We start from the raw sequence: 22,312 nt of genomic DNA, 5'->3' as shown, positions 1-22,312 counted from the left end.
ACACGGCCATCAGGTTGGCGTCATCCGAACATCGACCACGGCCGTTTCGACGACTTCGTCGCGGCGGAGCCACGGCGAGAACCGGTTCAGCCGATGGCCCGAACCACGTTCTGCGGTGTCAGAGGCAGAGTGCGCACCCGCAGCCCGATCGCGGCGAAGACACCGTTCGCGATCGCTCCCGCGGCCGGTCCGGCAACGCACTCGCCGGCGCCGAGGCTGGGTTGATCCGGGCGGTCCAGCACGAGGACATCGACCCGGGGGACCTCGGGGAACCGCAGCACGGGGTAGCTTTCCCAGTCCACGCTGGTGATCCCATCGTGGCCGAACCGCACCTGTTCCTTCAGCGTCCAGCTGACCGCTTGGATGGCACCGCCCTCGATCTGGTTGCGCACGCCGTCGAGGTTCACCACCCGGCCCACATCGACCGCCACGACGATCCGGCGCACCCGAACCTCCTCGGCAGCCTCCACCTCCGCGACCACCGCGCAATACGCGCCCCGGTTCTTGTATCTCGCGTAACCGAGCCCGAGCCCGGCGTCCTCGGCGGTCTCCGCACGCCGGTCCCAGCCCGCTTCGCGCGCCGCGGCGGACAGTACCGCGCGGGCACGCTCGTCCTCGAGCTTCGAGCGCCGGAACTCCAGCGGGTCGGCGCCCGCTCGCGCCGCCAGCTCGTCCATGAAGGACTCGACGGCGAAGACGTTGAAATGAGCGCCCAGCGAACGGATCGCCGAGGTGCGGATGGGCATCGACAGCACCCGATGCGTTGTCACGCGAGCCGATTCGAAAGAATAGGGCGGCACGGCGTTACGACCGCTGCCCAGCCCCGCCTCGGCAGGCGGATCCACCGACGGCGGCAGATCCTGCCCGCCCGCGCGGTAGCCGTTGGCGAGCAGACCCGGGTTTCCGGCGTAGCCGGGGCGTCCGTTGTAGCCGTTGCTCCACACGTCGTACGTCCAATTCCGCACGCTGCCATCGGAACCGAGTTCCGCGGACAGGTCCGCGGACATCGCCGAGGCGAGCGGCGCCGAGCCCAGCTCCGCCGCGCGATCCCACAGCACCCGCACCGGGCGTCCATCTGTGCGCAGCGCGAGGAGCGCGGCGTCGAAGGCCACGTCGTCGGCGGGATTGTGGCCGTAGCAACCGGCGCCTTCGACGTGGTGGACCACGACGTCGGACTGCGCCATACCGAGTGCGTCCGCGATCGCGGCGCGCAGCGGGAAGATACCCTGGCTGTGACTCCACACCTCCAGGCGCCGCCCGTCGAACCGGGCCAGCGCACAGCTGGTCGCGATGCTGGCGTGCGCGATCATCGCGCGGGAGTAGTCGGCCCGGATCTGTATGCCGGTCCCCCGCGCACCCTCCCGGCGCAACAGGACCGAGGTCTCGCAGGGCTGCATGCGCAGCCAGGCATCGTGCTTGGACTCATCGGGCATGTCGTCCCGAGGTTCCCAGCGCACCGATCGCGACAGACGCTCCGCCGCCGCGGCGGCGAGTTCCTCGCGTTCGGCCAGAATCGCCAGGAAGTCGCCGTCCTGGATCAGCGTGATCGACGCAGGCAGGCCGTCCGGGAGGCTGTGCAGGGACGCGCGCAGCAGCGGCGGGCGGATCACGCGGGCGTGCAGCATGCCCGGCAGGTCGAGGTCCTGGATGAACCGGGGCCGCCCGAAGACCTTGTCGGGCAGATCAATCCGCCGCAGGTCGGGTTGCGCGGGTCCATCCCGTGGCGGCAGCTCCGGGGCCTCGACACCCAACTCCACCTCGCCGGCGAGCGAGCCGTAGGAACCCACGATCTCACCGCCGGGCGTGCGGAACTCCCCGTCGACGACGGTCAGCGAGGCGGCCGGAACGCCGGACCGCCGTGCCGCGGCCGCGGTGAACAGACCACGAGCGGCCGCGCAGACCGACTGGACGGCGGCGCCGGAGATCTGGGTCGATTGGCTGCCCGCGGTGAAACCCTCGTCCGGCGAGGACTCGGTCGACGGTGCTGCCAGCACGAGCCTGCCCGGCGCCACGCCCAGTTCCTCGACCGCGATCTGCGTGAGTGCGGTGTGGATGCCCTGGCCCAGTTCGACTTTCCCGACCCGCAGGACGACCGTGCCGTCCTCGGCGAACCTCAGCCAGGTGGAGATCAGCGGGTTCGCGACGAGGCTCGGAGATCTGATCATCGCCGCGCCTCCTGCCCCGCCCGCAGTACCGCGTCGATGATGCGCTGATGACTACCGCACCGGCACAGGTTCGGCTCCAAGGCCCGCGCGACCTCGGCGCGGCTCGGGGCCGGGTGGTCGCGCAGGAACGCGGCCGCGCGCATGATGATCCCGGGCAGGCAGTAGCCGCACTGCCCCGCTTGCTCGTCCAGGAATGCCTGCTGCAACGGATGCGGTTCCGTGGCTGTGCCCAGGGATTCCAGAGTGCGGATCTCGTGATCGCCCAGGGTTTCCACCGGCACGTCGCACGAGTATGTCGGCCGCCCCTCGACCCACACCGTGCACGCCCCGCACAACGACATTCCGCAGCCGAACTTCGCCGCCTTCAACCCGAGATGGTTACGCAACACCGTCAGCAACGGCGCGTCCGGTTCGGTGTCCACTTCGGCCGGTTCGCCGTTCACCCGAAGCCGGAAGACGGTCACCGCGAACTCCTCACCATGAGTGCATCAACAATCGCTGCATCGACTGTTCCCACGCTAGCGCGACCTCCGAGCACCCGCGGCGGCCGGAAGGTCGGCCCAGGCGTTCGGCCTGTTCGGTGGGTTCGCCCCGGCGGTGCCCGCCGTCGAGGGCGCGCTCGACCGTCGCGGTGGTGATCCTCGCCGAATCCAACGTGCCGTTCGCCGCCCCGGGCAATGCGGAAGTACACTTCAGTGAAATATACTTCCGCATTGCCCGGCATCGCGGATCCGCGGCTGGCTTTGTGGGTGCACATGATCCTCGGCGGCACTCCGGCGTACCGGGAAGAGTTCATTCGCGGCGACACCTCCGCCGATTTCGGGGATTTCGACGACTGGGTGGTGCGGACCGTCCTGAACAGACAGTCGCCGCTGTTCCGCGAGGCGCGATATTTGCTGCGGAGGAATCCGACATCCACGATCGTGGTGATGACCGCGCAGGTATCCGGGGGCTCCCCGCAAGATCCTGTGGCTGGGCACGGTCACGTCCACCGGCTGGGACGAGCCCGGGAGTTGCTCACGGCCAAGGGGTTCGATACACGCGACACCACGTTGGCCTGCTATTCGGGCACGGGATTCACCGAGGAACTCGGCGCCGACGACAGAAGCGATGTCGCCCTGATCGGGCTGGGCGAGCTGTACGGCTGAAGCCCGGGGGCGTCGAAACCTTCGAGGTGATGGCGGTGATCCATGTGCTCCGACAGCCCGCAGGGAAGAAAAAGTTCGCGCGGATCACGAGAAGATCTCGTGTCCAGGCTGTGATCACAAATTTCGGTGACGGCGATTGTGAGTGCGGCGGGGTGTATTCGCAATGTACATGGACGAAGTCACAAACGTCTGTGAGAGTGCACGGGAGTGCCGTACTGTTATCATATGAAATGCAGGGCTGGAGCGCCCGGCGGGCCTCCCGACGAAGCCCCCGCAGTTATTAGATCGCTATCTCTGCGGATTTGGGTACGGGCCCGAGATGAGGAGGAGTGGGCATGACGGCTTCCGGAGACAGTGATTTATTCACGTCGCTGCTCGATTCGGCCAACCGGCTTTCCTTCGATCCGAGAAATAGCCTGGTTTACGAGACCGGATCGGACGAGGACAGATTTCACGGAATGACGCCGGAATGGTCGCCGCTGTACGGCACACCCACCTGGAACAGGATGACGGAATCCGAACGAGTGCGGCTGACCCGCACCGAGGTGGCCCAATTCCTGGGTGTCGGCATCTGGCTGGAACTGGGGCTGCAGGTGGCACTGCTACGCCGCAACCACAGCGCCGACCCGGCACGGCCGGACGTCCGATTCCTGCTCAACGAGTGCGCGGACGAGAACCTGCACTCACTGATGTTCGTCAACGCCATCGACAGCATCGGCTCGAATTTCCACCGCCGCGGCCGGCTGCAGATCCTGCTCGGCTGGTTGTTTCGGTCCTTTGCCTGGGACGAGGTCGCGCACGGAATCATCCTCGCCGGCGAGGAGATCTTCGACGTCATGCAACGCGACTGGATGGCCACCGATTCGGTCGCCGCACCCATCCGCCGCACCGCCTACATCCACGTCGTGGAGGAGTCGCGGCATATGGTGTTCGCACGCAGCAAAATCCGCGATCGCCTCACCCGAGTCTCGCGGGTTCGCCGATACATCAGCACGATGGTCATCGCGCTGGGCACCCACATCATCGCCAAAAGCCTGATCAACCGCGACGTCTACACCGGACTCGGCTTGGACTGGGAGATAGTGAGAATCGAGATCGACGGCAATGAACACCACCGCATGATGTTCCGCACCGCCGCCGCGAACTTCATCGAATTCCTCAACCGCGAGGGCCTGCTCAACCGCGGCGCACGCTGGATATACCGCCAATCCAACCTGCTGTGACGCCGTGTACCGCACCCGATGATGTGAGCGATCGTGACCCACGTAATCCTGGGGCACTGCTGTAAAGACGCGTCCTGCGTCCGCGTGTGCCCGCAGAACTGTATCCATCCCACCCCCGGCGAACCAGGCTTCGAGGCCGCCGAGACCCTGCACATCGACCCCCGCTCGTGTATCGACTGCACCGCGTGCGTGGATGCGTGCCCGGCGTCGGCGATCAAACCCGAACACCTGCTCACCCTCACCGAAACCCCGTCCCGGCAACGCAACCGGGATTACTACCAGCGCACCGCGGTCGCGCCCCCGGTGACCCACCCGGCCCGCTTCGGCAACCCCCTGGGCACCTCGCACAGCCGATTCCGGATCGCGGTCGTCGGCTCCGGCCCCGCGGCCCTCTACACGGTCAGGGAACTGCTGCAACGCTCGAGCTCGGTCCGTGTCACGGTCTTCGAGAAGGACGATCGGATCGGCGGTCTGCTGCGGCGCGGCGTGGCCGCCGACCAGCAGGGTGTCCGGGAAATGATCCGGCTGTTCGAGTTGCCGTTCGGCGACGATCGGGTCGAGATCGTCTGCGGAACGGAGATCGGCGTCGACGTATCGATCGCCGAACTCCGTATGCGATACGACGCCGTCGTCCTGGCGTGCGGCGCCTCCCAGCCCCGCGCCATCGGCCTCACCGGCGACATGATGCGGACCGGCGGAGTCCACCAAGCCCTCGACATCCTCACCGGCAGCCCTGCCGACGCGAATGCACCGACGGTATCCGGTCCACGGTGCGTCATCGTCGGCGCCGGCAACGTCGCCCTCGACGTCGTGCGCCGCCTAGCCCAGCGGAGTCTGCGACCGCCAGCGACGCGACCGGTGCGCGAGGTGACCGTCCTGTCGCGATCCGGCCCCGACCGTGTCGCGTTCACCCTCTCGGCATTCCACGAACTTCTCCACCTCGAGACCGTGGAACTGGTCGTGGACAGCACCGGAGCACAGCCGAATGCCGGATCGGGCGGCGAACTCGGCCGAGGCCTGTCCGCGCTGCCCGCCGCCGACCCCACCGACGTCGACCGGTTGCGGGTCGTCCTGTCGTTCGGCCGCGCCGTCACCGATATCCGATCCTTCGGCCCACAGCAGCTGTCGGTGATCACCGATTCCGGCCGGTCCTTCCCCGCCGACTCGGTGATCTGCGCCGCCGGATTCAGCACCGCCCAGATCCGGGGAATACCGTTGGACGCCAACGGCATCGTCCCGAACCACCGCGGCAGGATCGTCTCACCCGCCACCGGGGAACCGCTCGACCGACTATATGTCGTCGGCTGGGCCAAACGCGGCGCCACCGGCGGCGTGGGAGACAACCGAACCTGCGCCGCGGAAACGGTCGCCGAATTGGCCGCGGACCTCACCGCCGCCACCGTGTAATCCCATCGCGACGACGCCCCCCAGCTCTCCGCCGGATCCAGGACCGTCCACCACGGAGTCCGCCTGCGCGACGAACGCGGTAACTCTCGACGTGCCCACACGCGGTTGACCGAGGTACGCTTCTCCGGACGCAATGAATTAGAACCAATATTCATGTTCTGGAGGTCATCGATGACCGATCTGAGTGGGCAGCGCGTGGCAGTGATCGGTGGCGGTTCGCGCCTCGGCCGGGCCATCGCGCTCGCGGCGGCGGAGGCGGGCGCCGAGATCGTCGTTGCCGGGCGGTCCGCCGAGGCGCTCGCCGAGGTGGCCGATCTGGCGCCGGGGCGGGCGGACGTTGTGCAGGTCGACCTGAGCCTGCCCGAGACGATCGCCCGGCTGGGCACCGAGATAGGCGCGATCGATCATCTGGTGTCGACGGTCTCGATGCATGCCGCCGGTCCCCTGGCGACGCTCGAGGACGCCGCGATCGAGCGGGCTGTCGATGCGAAGATCCTCGGCCCCATTCGCCTTGTCCGCGCTACCGCGGCGGCGATGCGCCCCGGAGGTTCGTACACCTTCTTCTCGGGGCAGGCCGCCTGGCGGCCCACGCCCGGTGCGGTGGTCACCGCCACCGTGAACGGCGGTCTGGCGTTTCTGGTGCAGGCCCTCGCCGTGGAGCTCGCGCCGTTGCGCGTCAACGCGATCGCACCCGGGCTCGTCGATTCCGGGGCACTCGATCGCCTCGGCGACGAGAAAGCCGCGGTTCTGGCCGACGCGGTCGCCCGGATGCCGGTCGGTCGCGTCGGCGTCCCCGCCGACATCGTCTCGGCGACGTTGATGGTGATCGGCAACGGCTATATGACCGGCTCGGTGCTGAACATCGATGGCGGCGGCCGGCTCGGCTGACCGAATGATCACCGCCAGACAACGCCGGACCGGATTTCTGGTAGCCGGCTGCTTCTTCATGGAAATCATGGACGGCACGATCGTCTCGACGTCCGCGTCCCGGATCGGCCAGGCGCTGGGCGTGACGGCGACGGCCGTCGGCCTGGTGATCACGGCGTATTTCGTGACGCTGGCCGTGCTGATCCCGCTGAGCGGGTGGATGGTCGGCCGCTTCGGCACCCGGAAGGTGTTCCTGTCGGCGATCACGCTGTTCACCGTCGCGTCCCTGCTGTGCTCGCTGAGCACCAGCCTGCCGGAACTGGTGGCCTGGCGGGTCCTGCAGGGCGTCGGCGGCGCGATGATGGTGCCGGTCGGGCGGCTCGCGGTCCTGGCCGACGTCGAGAAGTCCGACCTGATGCGGATGATCTCCTACATCGTGTGGCCCGCGCTGCTCGCGCCCGTGTTCGCCCCGCTCCTGGGCGGGCTCATCACCACCTACGCCAGCTGGCAGTGGCTGTTCCTGGTCAACATCCCGCTCGGGTTCGTCGCCTTCTTCGTCGCGCTCCGGCTCATCCCGAAAGTGCCGGGCACGGCCCCACCACCGTTGGACTGGGTCGGCGTCGTCCTGACGTGCCTCGGCCTCGGCGGGCTCACCTATGCCGTGGACCTGCTGTCGCAGCAGACGACGCGATGGGGATTGTTCGCCGCCGTGGGCGCGCCCGCTCTCGTCCTGTTCGTCCTGGCCGTCCGGCATCTGCTGCGGACGCGACATCCGTTGGTCGACTTGAGGACGCTCGGGATTCCGACCTTCCGGGTGGCGGTGGGCAGCGGGTCGCTGTCGGGCATGGCCATCGCCGCGGTGCCGTTCCTGCTGCCCCTGCTGTTCCAGCAGGTATTCGGCTGGTCGGCGGTGAAATCGGGGGCGATCGTACTGTTCGTGTTCGTCGGCAACATCGGGATCAAACCCGCGACGACTCCCATCCTGAATCGCTGGGGATTTCGTTCGGTGCTCCTCGTCGCCTGCCTCACGCTGGCGGGATCGCTCGTGGCCGCGGCGTTCGTCACGGCCGGCACCCCGCTGGTCGTCATCATCGTGATCGCGGTGATCAGCGGCGTGGCGCGCTCGGTGGGCGGTACGTCCTACAACACCCTGAGCTTCTGCGATGTGCCTCCGGCCGAGATGTCGCACGCGAACACGCTCGCCGCGACCACACAGCAACTGGCGTCGGGCCTGGGCGTCGCCGCGGCGGCCGTCGCCCTCCGTCTCGGCGCCGCGATCGGCGGGGCTTTCGGCGCCGACGGTCGCCACACCGCTTATGCGATCGCGTTTTTCATCGTCGCGGCGTTGCCGCTCGCGGCGCTGCTCGGCGTGCTGGCGATGCACCGCGACGCGGGCAGTGCGGCCCGCACCGTGCCGCTTCGTCAGCGTGACGGTTGACACACTGCCGCCATCAGGGCTATACCAAATACGAATTCGCATTCGGTTTTGTGCGGAGACAGCCTCCTCCCCCGGACAGGAGAAATCCCATGAGTGTTGACCAGCACGAGGCCGCTCGGTCGAGCGTTACGCAGCGAATCGCGCAGCTGGCCGGAGCCGCGGCGGCGCTTCGGCGGGAGTTGCCGCACAGCGCCGCGGAGGTGGACTCGGAGAACACCGATACCGAGTTCGGTATGCGGCGGATCTGGGAGGAAGGGCTGTTCGCGTTCAACCTGCCGCACCGCTTCGGCGGGATCAGCGACGCCCGGGCGACCCAGCACACCGAGGAGTTCTTCAAGATCCTGATGGACATCGCCAGCGGCGATTCGGCGGCCGGCATGAACTACGGCGTGCAAACCCTGGTGACGCTGGAGATTTTCGCCGAGGACAACGGGTTGCCGGAAAGCACCAAGGCCGAATTGGCCCGGCTGATCCGCGACGAGGGCGTGCGCTTGTGCGCCTCCAACGCGGAAACCGGCGCAGGAGGGCCGGTGACCGGCAGGCTGGTCGACGGCGGCCTGGTCGTGACGGGCACGAAGACGTTCAACACCAACAGCGGCAGCGGTGGCTGGGCCAACGTCGGACTCGCGGTGGAGGGTGCCGAAGGTCGCTACCACGCACTCGTCCCGCTCGACCAGCCCAGTGTCACGATGAAGCACGACTGGGACGTGATGGGACAGCGCGGCACGCACAGCCAGAGCATCGTCTACGACGACGTCTTCGTGCCGGACGGCTACTTCTACCGGGGAGCCGGACCGGAGGGAGCGTTGCTGCCGTACGTGTTCCTGCTCCACGCGATCATCCTGCTGGGCCCTGGCCTGGGCGCGTTCGACGCGAGCCTGGACTACGTGCGCAAGCTGGACCGCGCGAGCCTGCCCGAGTTCGCCAGTGCCGGTGAGGATCCGCTGATCCGGCGCCGGATCGGCGAGTTCGCCGTCGACCTCGACTGCGCCCGCGCGTTCCTGCTGCGCAGCGCGGGGAATCTGGAGGGACTGCGGCCGGGAGAATCCGCGACCGAATTGTTCACCCAGGCAATCGCGGTCAAGGTCGCGTGCGTGCGTGCCGCGCTGAACGTGACCCAGGGGATCTTCGACCTGACCGGCGCGCGCAGCACCTCGAACAAGTACCGGTTCGACCGGTTCTGGCGCAACGCAAGGACTTTCGCCACGCACGACTCGACGGACGCCAAAGAGGTCTGGCTCGGCGACTGGTACCTGTCCGGCAAGGAGCCCCCGATGGCCGCGATGCTCCGCGTCTAACCCTCCGACACACCGAAACGAACCCTGGCACACCGCAAATCGGGAGAAACATCAATGACCGATACACAGCCATCGGCGGCACTCGCGGGCCGCAATCTGCCACCGGCCCAACTGCTGGCCGGGCTGTCGGGGGTGAACATGCTCGACGCCGCGCCGGAAGGACTTCGCACACCGCAACCGCAGCGGCTCATCCCGGGAGCCGTCAGTTATCGCAACATCGGCTACGCGGTCGTGCTCGGTTACCGGCCACTACTGCTGGACATCCACGTACCGGCCGATCGGCCCGGCCCGCATCCGGTCGTCGTCTATGCCCACCCCGGCGGTTGGATCGCCGGGCTCAAGGAGATGGGGCCGTGGCCGTTCCTGCCGGAGGCCGGCTACGCCGTGGTCTCGGTCAGCTACCGGCTTCGCGACGAGGCGGTGTATCCGGGTCCGTTGCACGACGTCAAGGCCGCGATCCGGTGGGTCCGCGCCAACGGCGCCCAGTACGGCCTGCGGACCGACCGCATCGCCGGATGGGGTTCGTCCGCGGGCGCGTTCCTGCTCACCATGGCGGGGCTGACCAACGGCGACCAGGAACTGGAAGGCGACCTCGGGACCTCGGCCGGGGTGTCCAGCGACCTGGCCGCCGTGATCGACTTCTACGGCCCCACCGACTGGACGACCTTCGGGCAGGACGCCCATCCGGATGGGCCGGTGGAACTGCCCGGCACACCGGATTCCACCGAGAGCCGCTTCCTGGGCTACGTGCCCGCCGACGATCCCGGGCGGGCCCGGGCCGCGAGCCCGATCGATCGCGTGCACGCCGGGGCGCCGCCGATGCTGATCTGCCACGGCGACACCGACATGCGAGTGGGACAGCGGCAAAGTGTGCGCTTCCACGAGGCACTGCGCGCGGCCGGCGTGGATGCCACGTTCGTCGATGTGGCCGGTGGCGATCACGGTGGCCCGCAATTCGAGACGGCGGAAATGCGGGCACGCGTGCTGAGCTTCCTCGAACGCACCCTCGCACCGGCCCAGGACGAGCATCCGTGAAGGAGAGCCGCTATCGCAGTCCCCCCGAAAGCCATGCGAGCCGGCGCCGGAGGAGTCTGTCCGCCTGTACCGTGACCGCGGCCGCCCCCGAGCCGGTGACCTACATCGTGCCGCCGACCAGTAACGTCAGCCCCGTGGGTGCCGACAAGATTCCGCCCGGGTTCAACCCGCCGCAGCAGGCGCGAAGCCGCGCGGCGCTGCAGCGGATCGTGATCGCGGCCGAACAACTGCTGGCCACCATGAGTTCCGACGAGCTGACCATGGCCGCGGTCGCCGATCACGCCGGCGTGTCGATCGGTTCGATCTACAGCCGGTTCGCGGGTAAGGACCAGCTGCTCAACGCGGTGAAGGACAGGCTGCTCACCCGGGTCGAGGAGGGCTTGGCCCAAGCACTGGACGCTGCCGACGACAACCTGGCGAGCACGGTCGAGACATTCACCCGTGCCCTGGCGGACGGCTTCTCGGCGGGTGCGCACGTGCTCCCGTCCGTGCTCGGCGGAGACCGCAACAAGGAACTGGCCGAACGCGGCGCCCGCGCCCTGGAGACCATCCAGCGGCTTTTCCTCGGCGCCGCGATGCGCCACATCGACGAGGTCCGCCGCCCCGATCCGATGACCGCGCTGGTCCTGACCGCACGCACAATCACCGGTTCGGGCATCCACCGCACAACCTCCGCACACATCTGGCCGGACGGGATCTCCTGGGGACAGTGGGCCGGAGAGGTCTCCACCATGGCGACCGCCTACCTCACCACGCCGGACCCCAGCCGCTGAGTATCCCGCGACGACGTCATTACCGCTGCCAGGACGCTCGAGCCACCACGGCCTGTTCGTTCACGACGCCGTTCTCCTGCTCGAACGGTTCCCAGCGGACCAGTGTGCAGTTCCGATCGACGGAAGGTCGCCGAGCACCCATCGCGTGGGCGACCAGTTCTTTCCACTCCGTGGCCGTGATGTATTTCTCGGACAGCGGAAGGATTTCGGCTTCCTCCAGAGCCATGTGTTCGGTCAGTGTGGGCAGCAATTCCTGAAATACGTTCGCGACCCTTCCCCCGCCGTGCCCGCCCGAACGCCAGGGCTGTAGCGTGGGTCACTGCGACAGTACGTGGGTGCGGACGGAGTCGGCGCCCCGGGAATGCCAGGCGTGGAAGGTGATTCCGCTGGCCTTCCAGCCGTCGGCGGTCCGGTGCAACGGGATGTCGTAGGTGCCCCAGACCTCCCACATGCCGCCGCCGAGATCGGCGTCCAGCACGTTGTAGGCGTATCCCTTCACCGCCGCGGACGCGGTATCGCCGTCGACCGCGATCCGATAGTGGCCGACCATATGGAAGCTCTGTTTCTTCGGATGCAGACCCTGGCGCCAGGCGTCGACCAATTGCGTGCGGGTGAGTGTGGCCGGCTCGCCGCCATTGAGGCTGGTGAAATCGACCCACACATTCTCGGTGAACAACGCCTCGGTCTGGTCGAACTTCTTGGCATCGACGGTGTCGAAGACAGCGTCGATGACGGTGATGATTTCTGCCGTGGACATGGGTACCACTCTGCCGCGCATCGGCACCGGCCGACAACGACGATTCTGGTGACGATCGTGCGGCTCAACCGCATGATCGCGACTCGGCGAAGGCGTTCGCCGCCGCGGCGGCGAATTCGGTGATCCGCGAATGCGCGGCATGCCGGGACCACAGCAGCGTGACGCGCACCGATGGCAAACCGGTGATCGGCCGCGCGACCAGATCGCTGCCGAGCACATCACCCACGGCCGGCGTCGACACATGTAGCAGCGTTCCGTCGGCGAGCAGGGCCGAAATGTCGTACAGATAGGTCCACCGGGTCTGCTGCACCCGCCGCACCGGCCTGCCACTCGGGGTCCGTGCCGGTGTCCAGGCATCCGCGTAGGGACCGTATCCCTGCGCGCGCATGACATCCCAGTCGGCCAAGTCCTCCACATCGAGGCTCGCGCGCCGCGCCAGCGGATGCCGCGGGCTCATGAAGGCCACCCGGGACTCACGAAACAACAAGGGCCCCACCGCAACCCAGTCCGGCAACGGCAGCGGATCGACCTCGGGCACCCGGGCAACGCACACGTCATCGACGAAAAAGCCGCCGTCCAGCCACCGGAGCAACTCGCCGGAATCGTATTCGACCTTGATCAGCTCACAATCCGGGCACGCCGCGCGAAACTCGTCGCTGATTCGCTTACCCACCACATGCGAGAGGCTGGAAGCGACTGTCACCCGCAGCGTGTCACGATACGGCAGCCGTACCGAACGCTGCGCCTCGCTCACCGCGTCGTGCAACTGGGCGAACGCCGGCTCGACCTTCGCCCGCAACTGCTCCCCCAGCGCGGTGAGCACCACCCGACGGCTGGTGCGCTCGAACAGCGGCGCGCCGACCCGACGTTCCAGCGTGCGCACCGCCTGACTGACACTGGTCGTAGTCAGATGCAGGCGCTGTGCGGCCCGGCCGAAATGCAACTCCGCCGCGACCGCCAGGAACGCCTCGATCTCCCGCATCTCCACGCGCCCGACTGTACTTCCCGCCGGTAAGGTTCACCGGCCCTGGAAACCCCTGAGCCGACAGTTGCCCGACGCGCATTCCGAAGGCAGATGATATGACGAGTCATAATTCGAGTATTCGACATTCATGATTATTCATCGAAAAATGGATACAATGAGCGGAGCCAGAATTCAAGATTGAGGGATTTCCCGCACACCGACCATACGTAATGCCGCGTTGGCATGATGGTGGCCGAGTTCTGTCGTGGTGCGGTGATGACCGGGTCGATACCAGCGGGCGGTATCGACGCAGATCGACAGCACCGCGATACTCGTGATGGGGATGTCCGGTATGTCGAATTCGCCGCGTTCGACGCCGTCCTTCATGATGCCGCGCACAAGTTGATTCATCGCGCGCTGCTTGTCGAATATCTCGTCCCTATGCTCGGGCGTCAGCGCATCGAGCTGATTCAGCACCACTCGTACGGAAGCGCCGTGATGGGCGAGCCAGGCGGTGAGCGTAAATACCAGTGCGCGAAGCCGGTCCGTAGGGGCCAGCGAGTTGTTTGCCGCCGAAACCGTAATTTCTTCGGTGAGATCGAAGGCGGCGACCGCGATCCGATAGAGAACCTCTTCTTTCGTTTTGAAATGCGTAAAAACCCCGGACGGACTCATACCGGCTCTAGCAGCGATATCGCGCGTCGAGGTGGCGTAGAAGCCGCGCTCGGCGAAGGCCTCGATCGCAACGTGAAAAATTCGCCGGTAGCCCTCCGGGAATCGGTGACGTTCGATCTGCTGTTCCAGCGACCGTCCGAGCACGCTCGCCACGGCCCCCGGGGCTTCCTCTGCTGGTGTCGGCTCCATTCGCACGGCCCCCACCGTACGGCTCATCGCTGACGAGAACGCGAAAGATCCTGTTATAGCTGATGATTCGCCGTGCAGCGACCCGTTGACGCTCGTATTACCCGCCAGTACGGTGAGGCACGTCACCAGGCATAACCGACCGCTTAGTAATGAATGGCCGGGATGCCCGCTCCCCCTCGAGACGAAGAAGCGTGATTCGCCATGACTATGTGGAACTCGTTGCCGCACAAAAGATTCAGCCAGACCGTGCACGTCTGCGCCGCCGCTTTGATGTTGACAGTCGGCGGCACGGCCATGGCCACCGCCGATCCGTCCAAGGCCGTTCCGACCACACCGGCACCGGCCACAACCACACCGGCAACGACTACGACGACTCCGGCCACGACCACCCCGGCAACGACCGCGACGACCACGGCCTCGTCGTGCACGGATGTCGAGTTGGACGCGGCCAGGGGTACTTTCGAGTCGCCCGGTCTGGGTACGGTCGTCGGCCAGCCCGTGTATTCGGCCCTGCAGTCGGCGCTGACGGGCAAGACACTCGGTTCGTACGCGGTGAACTATCCGGCGAGCCTGGTCGAGCCGTCTTCGGTGCAGCAAGGCAACACCGACCTGGTCAATCACCTGACCAGCCAGGCGACGGCCTGCCCCCAAGAGGAGTTCATCCTCCTGGGCTACTCCCAGGGCGCCAACGTGGTGGACAACTCGATCGGCATCAGCAGCGCCGGCGCCACGGTCGGTGGCTCCAGCACCGCCACGATCCCCTCCGCGATCCAACCAAAGGTCGCCGCGATCCTGTTGTTCGGCAACCCGATCAGAGCCCTGGGCAAGAGCGTCACCGGCACCTACGCGAGCCGCACGGACGACTTCTGCGCCACAGGCGACCCGATATGCCAGCCCGCCGGCGCAAACGCCGCCGCCCACCTCACCTACGGCACCGACGCCTCAGCAGCAGCCGCTTTCGCCGCCGCCAGGGTATAGCCACAAGCACCCCGTCTCCGAGTACCCCGCACCACCAGCACGGCTACTCGCCCACATGCACCCCGAGGCTAACCTCGCCAACTCGAACCACGACTCGGCGGCAAACCTGATCGACACGCAGCCCTGAATATGCCGAACGCCGTTGCATAGCAACGGCGTTCGGTTGACTCGCGCGTAGCCTCGATCAGCTCGCAGATACGCCGAAAGCCGTTGCACTGCAATGGCTTTCGTTTCCCGCTGTGCCCGGAGGGGAGTCGGACACCAACCTCCGTCCCGCAGCAAGGCTAGGCTGCGGGTGTTCATGGGTATCGGTGCGGCCGGCCCCCGCACGAACAACCTATGGGTCGATACGATCCAGAGGCGGGCGTCATGCCGTCGCAGGGTTCCTGTCGCGATCAGTGAAGTCCGGAGAAGGTCGATCAGCGCGGTCGTAGGCTTCCTGCGAGGCCGACACGTCGCCGAGGTGCGCGACCGCCCATTCCTGCAGCGCGCGCAGTGGCTCGCACAGGGTGCGGCCCGCCTCGGTGAGCGTGTACTCGACGCGGATCGGGACTTCGGTGTGGACGGTGCGCTGCACGAGTCCGTCCCGTTCGAGGCCGCGCAGGGTCTGGGTGAGCATCTTCTGCGAGATGCCCTCGATGCGGCGGCGCAGTTCCGAGAAGCGGGCGGTGCCGTCCCAGAGGGAGACCACGATGAGCACCGTCCACCGGTCGCCGATGCGATCCAGGATGCGGCGAGTGGGGCAGTCCGCGCGGTAGGGGCTGTCCCAGAGCGCCGTTTCCGCCTGAGTGGTTACCACAAAGTGCCTTCTTCCCCTCGGAGAGTTGCACTCATACGGTAATCGCAGGCGTCGTCCGGCGCCATGTTCTCCTCGGGAAAAGGCACCCCATGTCTCGCATCCTCGTCCTCGGCGGCACCGGCTATGCCGGTTCAGCTATCGTCGCGGAGGCCACCGCCCGTGGTCACCAGGTCACCGCGCTGAGCCGTTCGCTCCCCGACGCGCCGATTCCGAACGTGACCTATGTCCAAGGCGACGCCACCGACGAGGCAATGCTGTCCTCGGCGATCGAGGGTTCCGACGTCGTGGTGGCCGCACTCGCTCCACGCGGCCCGCTGGCCGGCACCTGGCGCGACGTCCACCGCACCATCACGCGTCTGGCCGATGCCGCGGGCGTACGCCTGTACATCGTCGGCGGCCACTCCTCGCTGCGTCCCGCGCCCGGCGCGGAGCGGTTCGTCGCAGACCTGAGCAACGTCCCCGCCGAGATTCACGACGAAATCCGCGCCGGAGCGGCGTTCGTCATCGAGGATCTTCCTGCCACGCCCGCGACACTCGACTGGGTCTTCGTCAGCCCGGCGCTGCGGTTCGGCGCCCACGTACCCGGCGAACGACTCGGCCGCTACCGGCTCGGCGACGACGTCGCGGTCGCACCCGAGGACGGCGGCGCGATCTCCGCACCGGACTACGCCCTCGGGCTCATCGACCTGATCGAGAAAGGCGACCACCACCGGGTACACGTCAACCTCGCCCACTGAGGTAGTCCCGGCGAGAAAGGCATATTCCATCATGGACGAAAAGACGCACTACCGGGGATTCGGACCCGTCCTCGGACTCCCGATCCAGGACGGCCGGGCGGATCTCTCGGCCCTTCCCGCGCATCTCCAGGCGATCCGGGAGTCGTTCCCGCCCGTGCTCGAGAAGGCGAAGGAGCCGCTGGTCGGCATCACGACGGACGGGCACGTCGTACCCGATCTGTTCGCCCTCCAAGACACCGGCTGGGATCCCGGGCCCGCGAAGAAGGCGGCGACCGCCTTCCTCGACCGCCTCACTCCCGCGCAGCGCGAAGACGTCCTGTTCGCCGTCGATGCGGACGAATGGCGCATGTGGATCAATGCCTTTCCGAACTGGGATCCGCACGGTCTGCGGCTGGCGGATCTCGAGCCCGCGCAGCGTGCGCGTGCGCTCGCGATCGTCGAGGAGTCCCTGTCCGCCACCGGGTTTTCCGACGCTCGGACCGCGATGAAACTCAACGCCGCGCTCGGCGAGCTGGTCGACAGCTACCGTGACACCCTTGCCGAGTACGCCTATTTCTTCGCGGTGTTCGGCACTCCGTCGACAACGGAGCCGTGGGGATGGCAATTGTGGGGGCATCACCTCGACATGCACTGCTTCATCATCGGCCGGCAGATGGTCCTGACTCCCACCTTCCTCGGCGCCGAGCCCGCCGAGGCCGACCGCGGCACGCACAAAGGCCTGCGCCTGTTCGACGAACAACGCACGGCCGGACTCGACCTGCGGCGCAGCCTGCGCCCCGAACAGGCCCGGCGGGCCGTTCTCAACCCGTCGATGCGGGTGCAGGACCTGCCCGCCGAACTCGCCGACCCGGTCAACGGCAGGGAGCGGGGCGGCGCCGCCCAGGACAACCGTGTCATCCCCTACGCGGGACTACCGGCCGGCGGACTCTCCCACAGGCAGCGGGAATCGCTGCTCCACCTGGTGAAGACCTACGCGCAGCGACTCCCGGACGGTCCCGCCGCCGCATTCATGGAAGGCGTCGAGCGGCATCTCGATGACACGCACATCGCCTGGGTCGGCGGGAGCGGCAACGACGACGCCTTCTACTACCGCATCCACAGCCCCGTCGTCCTGATCGAATACGACTGCCACCAAGGCGTTTTCCTGGACAACGACCAGCCCGAACCGTTCCACGTCCACACCATCGTGCGCACCCCCAACGGCGGCGACTACGGACGCGACCTGCTGCGCCGGCACCTCGCCCACCACCATCCACAGCAACGCATCGGACGCTGATCACCACCAGGAGTGACCGCTAAGGGACGACGGATACGATCATCTTGCCGGTGTTGTCACCGCGGAGGAGTCCGGCGAATGCCTCGTAGCCGTTCTCGATGCCCTCGACCACGGTCTCTCGATATTCGAGTTCGCCGGATGCCAGCCAGCCGGCGACGTCCTGAACGAACTGCTGCCGAAGCCCGAAGTGGTCGAATGCGAGCATGCCCTGCAGCCGCAGTCGCTTGCTGATGACCAGTATGAGGTTGCTCGGGGCCGCGGTCGGCTCGGTGCTGTTGTACTGGGAGATCATGCCGCACATGGCGACACGGCCGTACAGGTTGAGTGAAGAGAGCGCGGCATCGAGATGCTCGCCGCCCACATTGTCGAAGTAGACGTCGATGCCGTCGGGGGCGGCTTCCTCCAGCTGCTTCGCGACGGGGCCGTTCTTGTAGTTGAAGGCGGCGTCGAAGCCGAATTCCTCGATGAGGAGGTCGACCTTCTCATCGGAGCCTGCCGAGCCGATGACGCGTGAGGCGCCCTTGATCTTGGCGAGCTGGCCGACGACGCTACCGACCGCTCCGGCGGCGCCGGACACGAAGACCGCGTCACCCTTCTTGAAGGAGGCACTCTCGAAGAGTCCGGCGTACGCCGTGAGGCCGGTCATGCCCAGCACTCCGAGGTAGGCGCTGAGCGGGGCGAGGGAGGCGTCGACCTTGACGGCGTCCTCGCCGGGCAGCTCGGCGTATTCACGCCAGCCGAGCTGGTGCCGCACATGATCGCCGACGGCGAAGCCCTCGGCGTCGGAGGCGATGACCTCGCCGACCGCGCCGCCGGCCATGGGATGGTCGAGCTGGAAGGGCGCAGCGTACGACTCCACGTCGTTCATCCGGCCGCGCATGTAAGGATCGACCGAGAAGTAGAGATTGCGCACGAGGACGCGGCCCTCGCCCGGAGCGGAGACCGGGGCCTCGCGCAGGGCGAAGTCCTCCGCCCGCGGTTCGCCGTGGGGGCGTGCAACCAGGTGCCATTCACGGCTGGTCGCGGGAAGTACCGACATACTGTGTTCCTCCTGGAGAATTCGAGCATCCTCGCGGGCCGGCTGGTCGCGTCGAGGCAAGACGTAGGTCACCGCCCTCACGCCGAAGTGGACGGCGAGTCCAAGCTCCCGCTCATCCCGATGCTCGACCCGCCATCGATCGGGGCTACGACTCCGGTAACGAATTTCAGGTGCGGCGACACGAGCGTCGCGACCAGGTCGGCGAACTCGCGAGGCTCGCCGATGCGTCCCATCGGCAGGCCGACTCCGAGGCCGGCCTTCGAGAGCTCTGGCTGTCTGCCGAGCGTCTTGTTCAAAAGCGGTGTGTCGAAGAACCCGGATAGCAGAGTGTTGACGGTGATGTCATGCTTCCCGACCTCGAGGGCCAGGGTCTTGGCGTAGCCGACCACCGCGGACCACACCGCGACAGGCGCCGCCATGCCGATGGCCGGGCGCTCGACGACGCCGGAGACTACGTTCAGGATGCTGCCGCCCTCGGTCGTCATGTGCGGCAGAGTCGTTCGCACAGATCTCACCACATAGAAGAAGTGGCGTGCCAGCGCTTGCATCCAGATGTCGTCGGTGAGCTCGTCGATTCGACGGATGGGCGGTCCGCCGTCGTTGGTGACCAGAACGTGCACGGCAGGGCCGAATTGGGCGACTGTCGAGGCCGTGACTCGGTCCAGGTCGGCAGCGTCCGAACAGTCGGCGGCCAGTCCAAGGACCCGCTCCTCGCCGTACTTATCGGCGAGGCGTCCTGCGGCGTCCGAGATCTTCTCCGCGCGTCTCGCGAAAATCGTGACGAGGGCGCCTTCGCTCAGCAGACGATCAGCGATCGCGAAACCCAAGCCATCGCTGCCGCCGCCGACGATGGCCACCTTGCCGGTCAGTCCCAGGTCCATCAGCTAACCCCGATCGACGCCAGGAACGATTGGGCATTGCCGTGGAACACGTCGTCGAGGACGTCCGGCGCGAAGCCCTGCTCACGCCACTCCTGCGCGAGTCGTTCGTGGCTGAGCATCGGGTAGTCGGCTCCGAAGAACACCCGCTTGCGCAGTCGCTTCCCGATCTCGCGTGTGAGCTCGTCGGAGTAGTAGCGGGGCGACCAGCCGTGCAGCTCCATCCAGACATTCGCCTTGTGCAGTGCGATGGCGATCATCTCCGACTGCCACGGCCACGCCACCCGAGCCGCGATCACATTGAGATCGGGATACCTGGCCGCGATCCGGTCGACGTAGCGGGGATGACAGTCCTCGAGCGTAATGCCCATGCCCCCGCGAGTCCCAGCGCCGAGTCCCGTCATACCCACGAGCATCAACACCGGACGATTGGCCTCGATGCACAGATTCAGGCAGGTCTCCCACGCCGGCTCGTCCGGCCGGCCGGCCGCAGGAGCGAACGGGTGCACCGATAGCCCGACCAGCCCCGGCCCGTCGCTCAGGCAGCGTTCGAACTCTTTGACGTGTTCCGGCCGTGTCGGATCGATATTGATCCAGTTACCGAGCACGACGTCGGGATTGTCGCGAGCGAAGTCGAACGCGTAGTCGTGCTGGTCTCGCACCGCGCCGACATCCATCTTGTACGTGTATGCGAGGTCGAGCATCACCTGGGCGTTGGCCTGACGAAACCGGGCGGCCTGCTCCTGCTCACTGACGAAGCTCATGTGCCACTTGAAGTAGCCCTCCACAGCCTTCCGATCCTCTGCGGTTTCGAATGGGCTCCCCTTCCAGCCTTGCGCGGTGCCCCAATGGGAATGAAAGTCGATCAGTCGGGGTGTTGTTGCGCTCAACGCCTAGACCTTTCTCGAATGGTTGCCGACAGTGACACGGTGATGGAGCTGATGGCCTGCCTCGCTGGACGTGGCCGCCGTGCGACGCGTCTCGACCTGTTCGGCGAGTTCACGTTTAAGGACCTTTCCCGTTGGTCCCAGAGGAAAGGACTCGAACAGTTCGAGGTGCTGGGGCAGCTTGTATTTGGCGACGTCGTTCTTCATGAAAGTGATGAGGTCCGCCAGCGTGGGGCCGGTGCCGGGCCGCGGTATGACGCAGGCGCACACGTTCTCGCCGAAGTAGTCGTCGTGGATGCCGATCACCGCGACCTGCGCGACTCCTGGGTGTTCGGCCAGCACCTCCTCGAGCTCCCGAGGCCAGATGTTGGCGCCGCCATGGATGATCATGTCCTTGGACCGGCCCGAGATCGTAAGCCTGCCGGCCGGATCGAGGTAGCCACGGTCCCCTGACCGGAACCACCCGTCCGAGGTCCAACTCTCCTGGTTCCTGGCCGGGTTGCGGTAATACCCCACCGTGATTGTCGGGCCGGTCTCCACGATCTCGCCCTCGGTGCCGACGGGCACATCGGCGTCATCCGAATCGAGGATTCGGACTTGCAGCCACGGATGGGGCCGGCCGGCCGTGCCAACCCATTCCGCATAGGGCTCATCCTGGGAAGTACATGACGTCACGCCGGATTCCAACATGCCGTACAGGTCGACCACCGGGCACCCGAGCCGTTCGTTGGCCTCTCGAAGTACTTTCACGGGCGTTGACGACCCGCCTGTCTGCACTACGGTCAAGGACGAGAGATCCCTGTCGCCGAGGCTGTCCTCGGCCAAAATCGCGATAAGGGCGGTAGGTGCGGCGAGAAACGTCGTCACCGCGTACCGTTCCACGAGTTCCAGTGCGGCAGCTGCCTGGAACCTCTCCATCAGTACGGCGCGAGCCCCTGCGATCGCGGTCTCGACGATCGCGCCGAAGCCCGCGTTCAACCCGACAGGCAGGAGCACGAGAAGGGTGGAGTCGCCGTCGACGCCTCGCTCCTCGACCTCCTGCGCAATGGTGAACAAGGTGGTGTTCGCTGTGTGCATCACCGCCTTGGGTTCACCGGTAGTCCCCGAGGTGAAGGCGATGCGCATGACATCGTTCGCGTCGCCGGCCCGGTCAGGTGCGGGGGCCGCGGGATCAAGGTCACCGCGGAGTTGGTCGAGCGTGACCCACGTGCCTTCCTCGAGCGCGGTCGGAGACTCTCCGGTAGGCACGACGACCGTGTTGACCACTGTGGGGAGGCGGGACCGGATCCCATCGATCATCTCGACGTAGTCGAAGGTCCGGAACCGATCCGGCACCACCACGGTATGTGCCTCGGAGAACCGGAGGATGAACTCGATCTCGCGAGCGCGATAGTCCGGCGGGAACTGACAGAACACAGCGCCCAGGCGAACGACGGCGGCCAGCATGTAGACGAACTCGACTCGATTCGGGAGTTGCACCGCGACGACATCCCCACGCCGGACCCCTCGGTGCGCCAGACCGGCCGCCACCTCGCCGCTGATGTGCCACAGCGCGCCCCACGTGACCTCCGACCGGTCGTCGACATACGCGATCTTGTCCGGGTGTTCGCCGGCATTGCGCCTGAAGACGTCGGCAAGGGTGGCGTCCGCCCAGAAACCGGCGGCGGTGTATCTCTCGATCAAATCCGGCGTGAGGAGAGTGTCCTCTCGAGTGATCGTCATGTCTCTACGATGCGCGGTGCGGCAATCGGCGTGCCACCACTGTTCCGCCAATAATTA

The 22,312-nt window shown here is 66.8% G+C and carries 22 protein-coding genes; 11 read left to right on the top strand and 11 right to left on the bottom strand.

What is annotated here, in order from left to right:
• Window positions 1-86: 86 nt before the first annotated feature.
• Both JZ791_RS04890 and JZ791_RS04885 read right to left on the bottom strand, forming a co-directional pair.
• The gene (locus JZ791_RS04890) at window positions 87-2,165 is read right to left on the bottom strand and encodes a molybdopterin cofactor-binding domain-containing protein (RefSeq protein WP_216892936.1); all 2,079 of its coding nucleotides are present in this window, start codon (window positions 2,163-2,165) and stop codon (window positions 87-89) included.
• The gene (locus tag JZ791_RS04885) at window positions 2,162-2,629 is read right to left on the bottom strand and encodes a (2Fe-2S)-binding protein (protein WP_216892935.1); all 468 of its coding nucleotides are present in this window, start codon (window positions 2,627-2,629) and stop codon (window positions 2,162-2,164) included. The genes JZ791_RS04890 and JZ791_RS04885 overlap by 4 nt, the downstream gene beginning before the upstream one ends.
• Before the next feature lie 231 nt (window positions 2,630-2,860).
• On the opposite strand from JZ791_RS04885, the gene JZ791_RS04880 reads away from it, so the two are divergent.
• From JZ791_RS04880 to JZ791_RS04845, 8 genes are all read left to right on the top strand, one after another.
• Window positions 2,861-3,313: a hypothetical protein gene (locus JZ791_RS04880; RefSeq protein ID WP_216892934.1), complete on the top strand. Its 453-nt coding sequence runs from the start codon at window positions 2,861-2,863 to the stop codon at window positions 3,311-3,313.
• A 335-nt stretch (window positions 3,314-3,648) separates the two neighbouring features.
• A complete protein-coding gene (locus JZ791_RS04875) occupies window positions 3,649-4,536 on the top strand; it encodes an AurF N-oxygenase family protein (RefSeq protein ID WP_216892933.1) in 888 nt (295 codons plus the stop codon).
• A gap of 33 nt (window positions 4,537-4,569) precedes the next feature.
• Window positions 4,570-5,943: an FAD-dependent oxidoreductase gene (locus tag JZ791_RS04870; protein WP_216892932.1), complete on the top strand. Its 1,374-nt coding sequence runs from the start codon at window positions 4,570-4,572 to the stop codon at window positions 5,941-5,943.
• A 105-nt stretch (window positions 5,944-6,048) separates the two neighbouring features.
• On the top strand, window positions 6,049-6,831 hold the full coding sequence (locus JZ791_RS04865; RefSeq protein ID WP_216892931.1) for an SDR family oxidoreductase: 783 nt from the start codon (window positions 6,049-6,051) through the stop codon (window positions 6,829-6,831).
• Between the two features lie 4 nt (window positions 6,832-6,835).
• Entirely contained in the window at window positions 6,836-8,248 is a 1,413-nt protein-coding gene (locus JZ791_RS04860) for an MFS transporter (protein ID WP_216892930.1), read from the top strand.
• 89 nt (window positions 8,249-8,337) lie between these two features.
• The gene (locus JZ791_RS04855; protein ID WP_216892929.1) at window positions 8,338-9,546 is read left to right on the top strand and encodes an acyl-CoA dehydrogenase family protein; all 1,209 of its coding nucleotides are present in this window, start codon (window positions 8,338-8,340) and stop codon (window positions 9,544-9,546) included.
• 54 nt (window positions 9,547-9,600) lie between these two features.
• A complete protein-coding gene (locus tag JZ791_RS04850; protein WP_216892928.1) occupies window positions 9,601-10,581 on the top strand; it encodes an alpha/beta hydrolase in 981 nt (326 codons plus the stop codon).
• 71 nt (window positions 10,582-10,652) lie between these two features.
• Window positions 10,653-11,354 (top strand): TetR/AcrR family transcriptional regulator, encoded by a 702-nt coding sequence (locus tag JZ791_RS04845; RefSeq protein WP_216892927.1) that lies wholly within the window; start codon window positions 10,653-10,655, stop codon window positions 11,352-11,354.
• A gap of 19 nt (window positions 11,355-11,373) precedes the next feature.
• On the opposite strand, the gene JZ791_RS04840 is transcribed toward JZ791_RS04845, so the two are convergent.
• From JZ791_RS04840 to JZ791_RS04825, 4 genes are all read right to left on the bottom strand, one after another.
• Window positions 11,374-11,580 carry a hypothetical protein gene (locus JZ791_RS04840; protein ID WP_216892926.1) on the bottom strand — a complete coding sequence of 69 codons (207 nt, stop codon included), beginning with the start codon at window positions 11,578-11,580 and terminating at the stop codon, window positions 11,374-11,376.
• Window positions 11,581-11,670: 90 nt separating this feature from the next.
• Window positions 11,671-12,111, bottom strand: coding sequence for a nuclear transport factor 2 family protein (locus JZ791_RS04835; RefSeq protein WP_216892925.1), 441 nt, complete (start codon window positions 12,109-12,111; stop codon window positions 11,671-11,673).
• 64 nt (window positions 12,112-12,175) lie between these two features.
• Window positions 12,176-13,093, bottom strand: a complete 918-nt coding sequence (locus JZ791_RS04830) for a LysR family transcriptional regulator (protein WP_254205241.1) — start codon at window positions 13,091-13,093, stop codon at window positions 12,176-12,178.
• A gap of 174 nt (window positions 13,094-13,267) precedes the next feature.
• Complete coding sequence (locus JZ791_RS04825) at window positions 13,268-13,939, bottom strand: TetR/AcrR family transcriptional regulator (RefSeq protein WP_254205240.1); 672 nt, start codon at window positions 13,937-13,939, stop codon at window positions 13,268-13,270.
• Window positions 13,940-14,140: 201 nt separating this feature from the next.
• Between JZ791_RS04825 and JZ791_RS04820 the strand changes: the two genes are divergently transcribed.
• A complete protein-coding gene (locus JZ791_RS04820) occupies window positions 14,141-14,917 on the top strand; it encodes a cutinase family protein (RefSeq protein ID WP_254205225.1) in 777 nt (258 codons plus the stop codon).
• Window positions 14,918-15,284: 367 nt separating this feature from the next.
• Here the strand turns inward: JZ791_RS04820 and JZ791_RS04815 are convergent, their stop codons facing one another.
• The gene (locus JZ791_RS04815) at window positions 15,285-15,716 is read right to left on the bottom strand and encodes a winged helix-turn-helix transcriptional regulator (protein WP_216892922.1); all 432 of its coding nucleotides are present in this window, start codon (window positions 15,714-15,716) and stop codon (window positions 15,285-15,287) included.
• A gap of 89 nt (window positions 15,717-15,805) precedes the next feature.
• On the opposite strand from JZ791_RS04815, the gene JZ791_RS04810 reads away from it, so the two are divergent.
• Both JZ791_RS04810 and JZ791_RS04805 read left to right on the top strand, forming a co-directional pair.
• Window positions 15,806-16,453 (top strand): NAD(P)-dependent oxidoreductase, encoded by a 648-nt coding sequence (locus tag JZ791_RS04810; RefSeq protein ID WP_216892921.1) that lies wholly within the window; start codon window positions 15,806-15,808, stop codon window positions 16,451-16,453.
• 31 nt (window positions 16,454-16,484) lie between these two features.
• The gene (locus tag JZ791_RS04805; protein WP_216892920.1) at window positions 16,485-17,729 is read left to right on the top strand and encodes a DUF3500 domain-containing protein; all 1,245 of its coding nucleotides are present in this window, start codon (window positions 16,485-16,487) and stop codon (window positions 17,727-17,729) included.
• Between the two features lie 19 nt (window positions 17,730-17,748).
• Here the strand turns inward: JZ791_RS04805 and JZ791_RS04800 are convergent, their stop codons facing one another.
• The 4 genes from JZ791_RS04800 to JZ791_RS04785 form a co-directional block, all read right to left on the bottom strand.
• Window positions 17,749-18,768, bottom strand: coding sequence for an NADP-dependent oxidoreductase (locus JZ791_RS04800; RefSeq protein ID WP_216892919.1), 1,020 nt, complete (start codon window positions 18,766-18,768; stop codon window positions 17,749-17,751).
• A gap of 77 nt (window positions 18,769-18,845) precedes the next feature.
• On the bottom strand, window positions 18,846-19,649 hold the full coding sequence (locus tag JZ791_RS04795; protein WP_216892918.1) for an SDR family oxidoreductase: 804 nt from the start codon (window positions 19,647-19,649) through the stop codon (window positions 18,846-18,848).
• Complete coding sequence (locus JZ791_RS04790; protein WP_216892917.1) at window positions 19,649-20,434, bottom strand: amidohydrolase family protein; 786 nt, start codon at window positions 20,432-20,434, stop codon at window positions 19,649-19,651. Before JZ791_RS04790 ends, JZ791_RS04795 begins: the two co-directional genes overlap by 1 nt.
• A 105-nt stretch (window positions 20,435-20,539) precedes the next feature.
• The gene (locus JZ791_RS04785) at window positions 20,540-22,255 is read right to left on the bottom strand and encodes a class I adenylate-forming enzyme family protein (RefSeq protein WP_216892916.1); all 1,716 of its coding nucleotides are present in this window, start codon (window positions 22,253-22,255) and stop codon (window positions 20,540-20,542) included.
• Between the last annotated feature and the right edge of the window lie 57 nt (window positions 22,256-22,312).

This window comes from Nocardia alni, from assembly GCF_019038435.1.
GTDB classification, from domain to species: Bacteria; Actinomycetota; Actinomycetes; order Mycobacteriales; family Mycobacteriaceae; genus Nocardia; species Nocardia alni.
The sequence above is the reverse complement of the archived record's forward strand: the minus strand, read 5'-3'. Positions and strand labels throughout refer to the sequence as shown.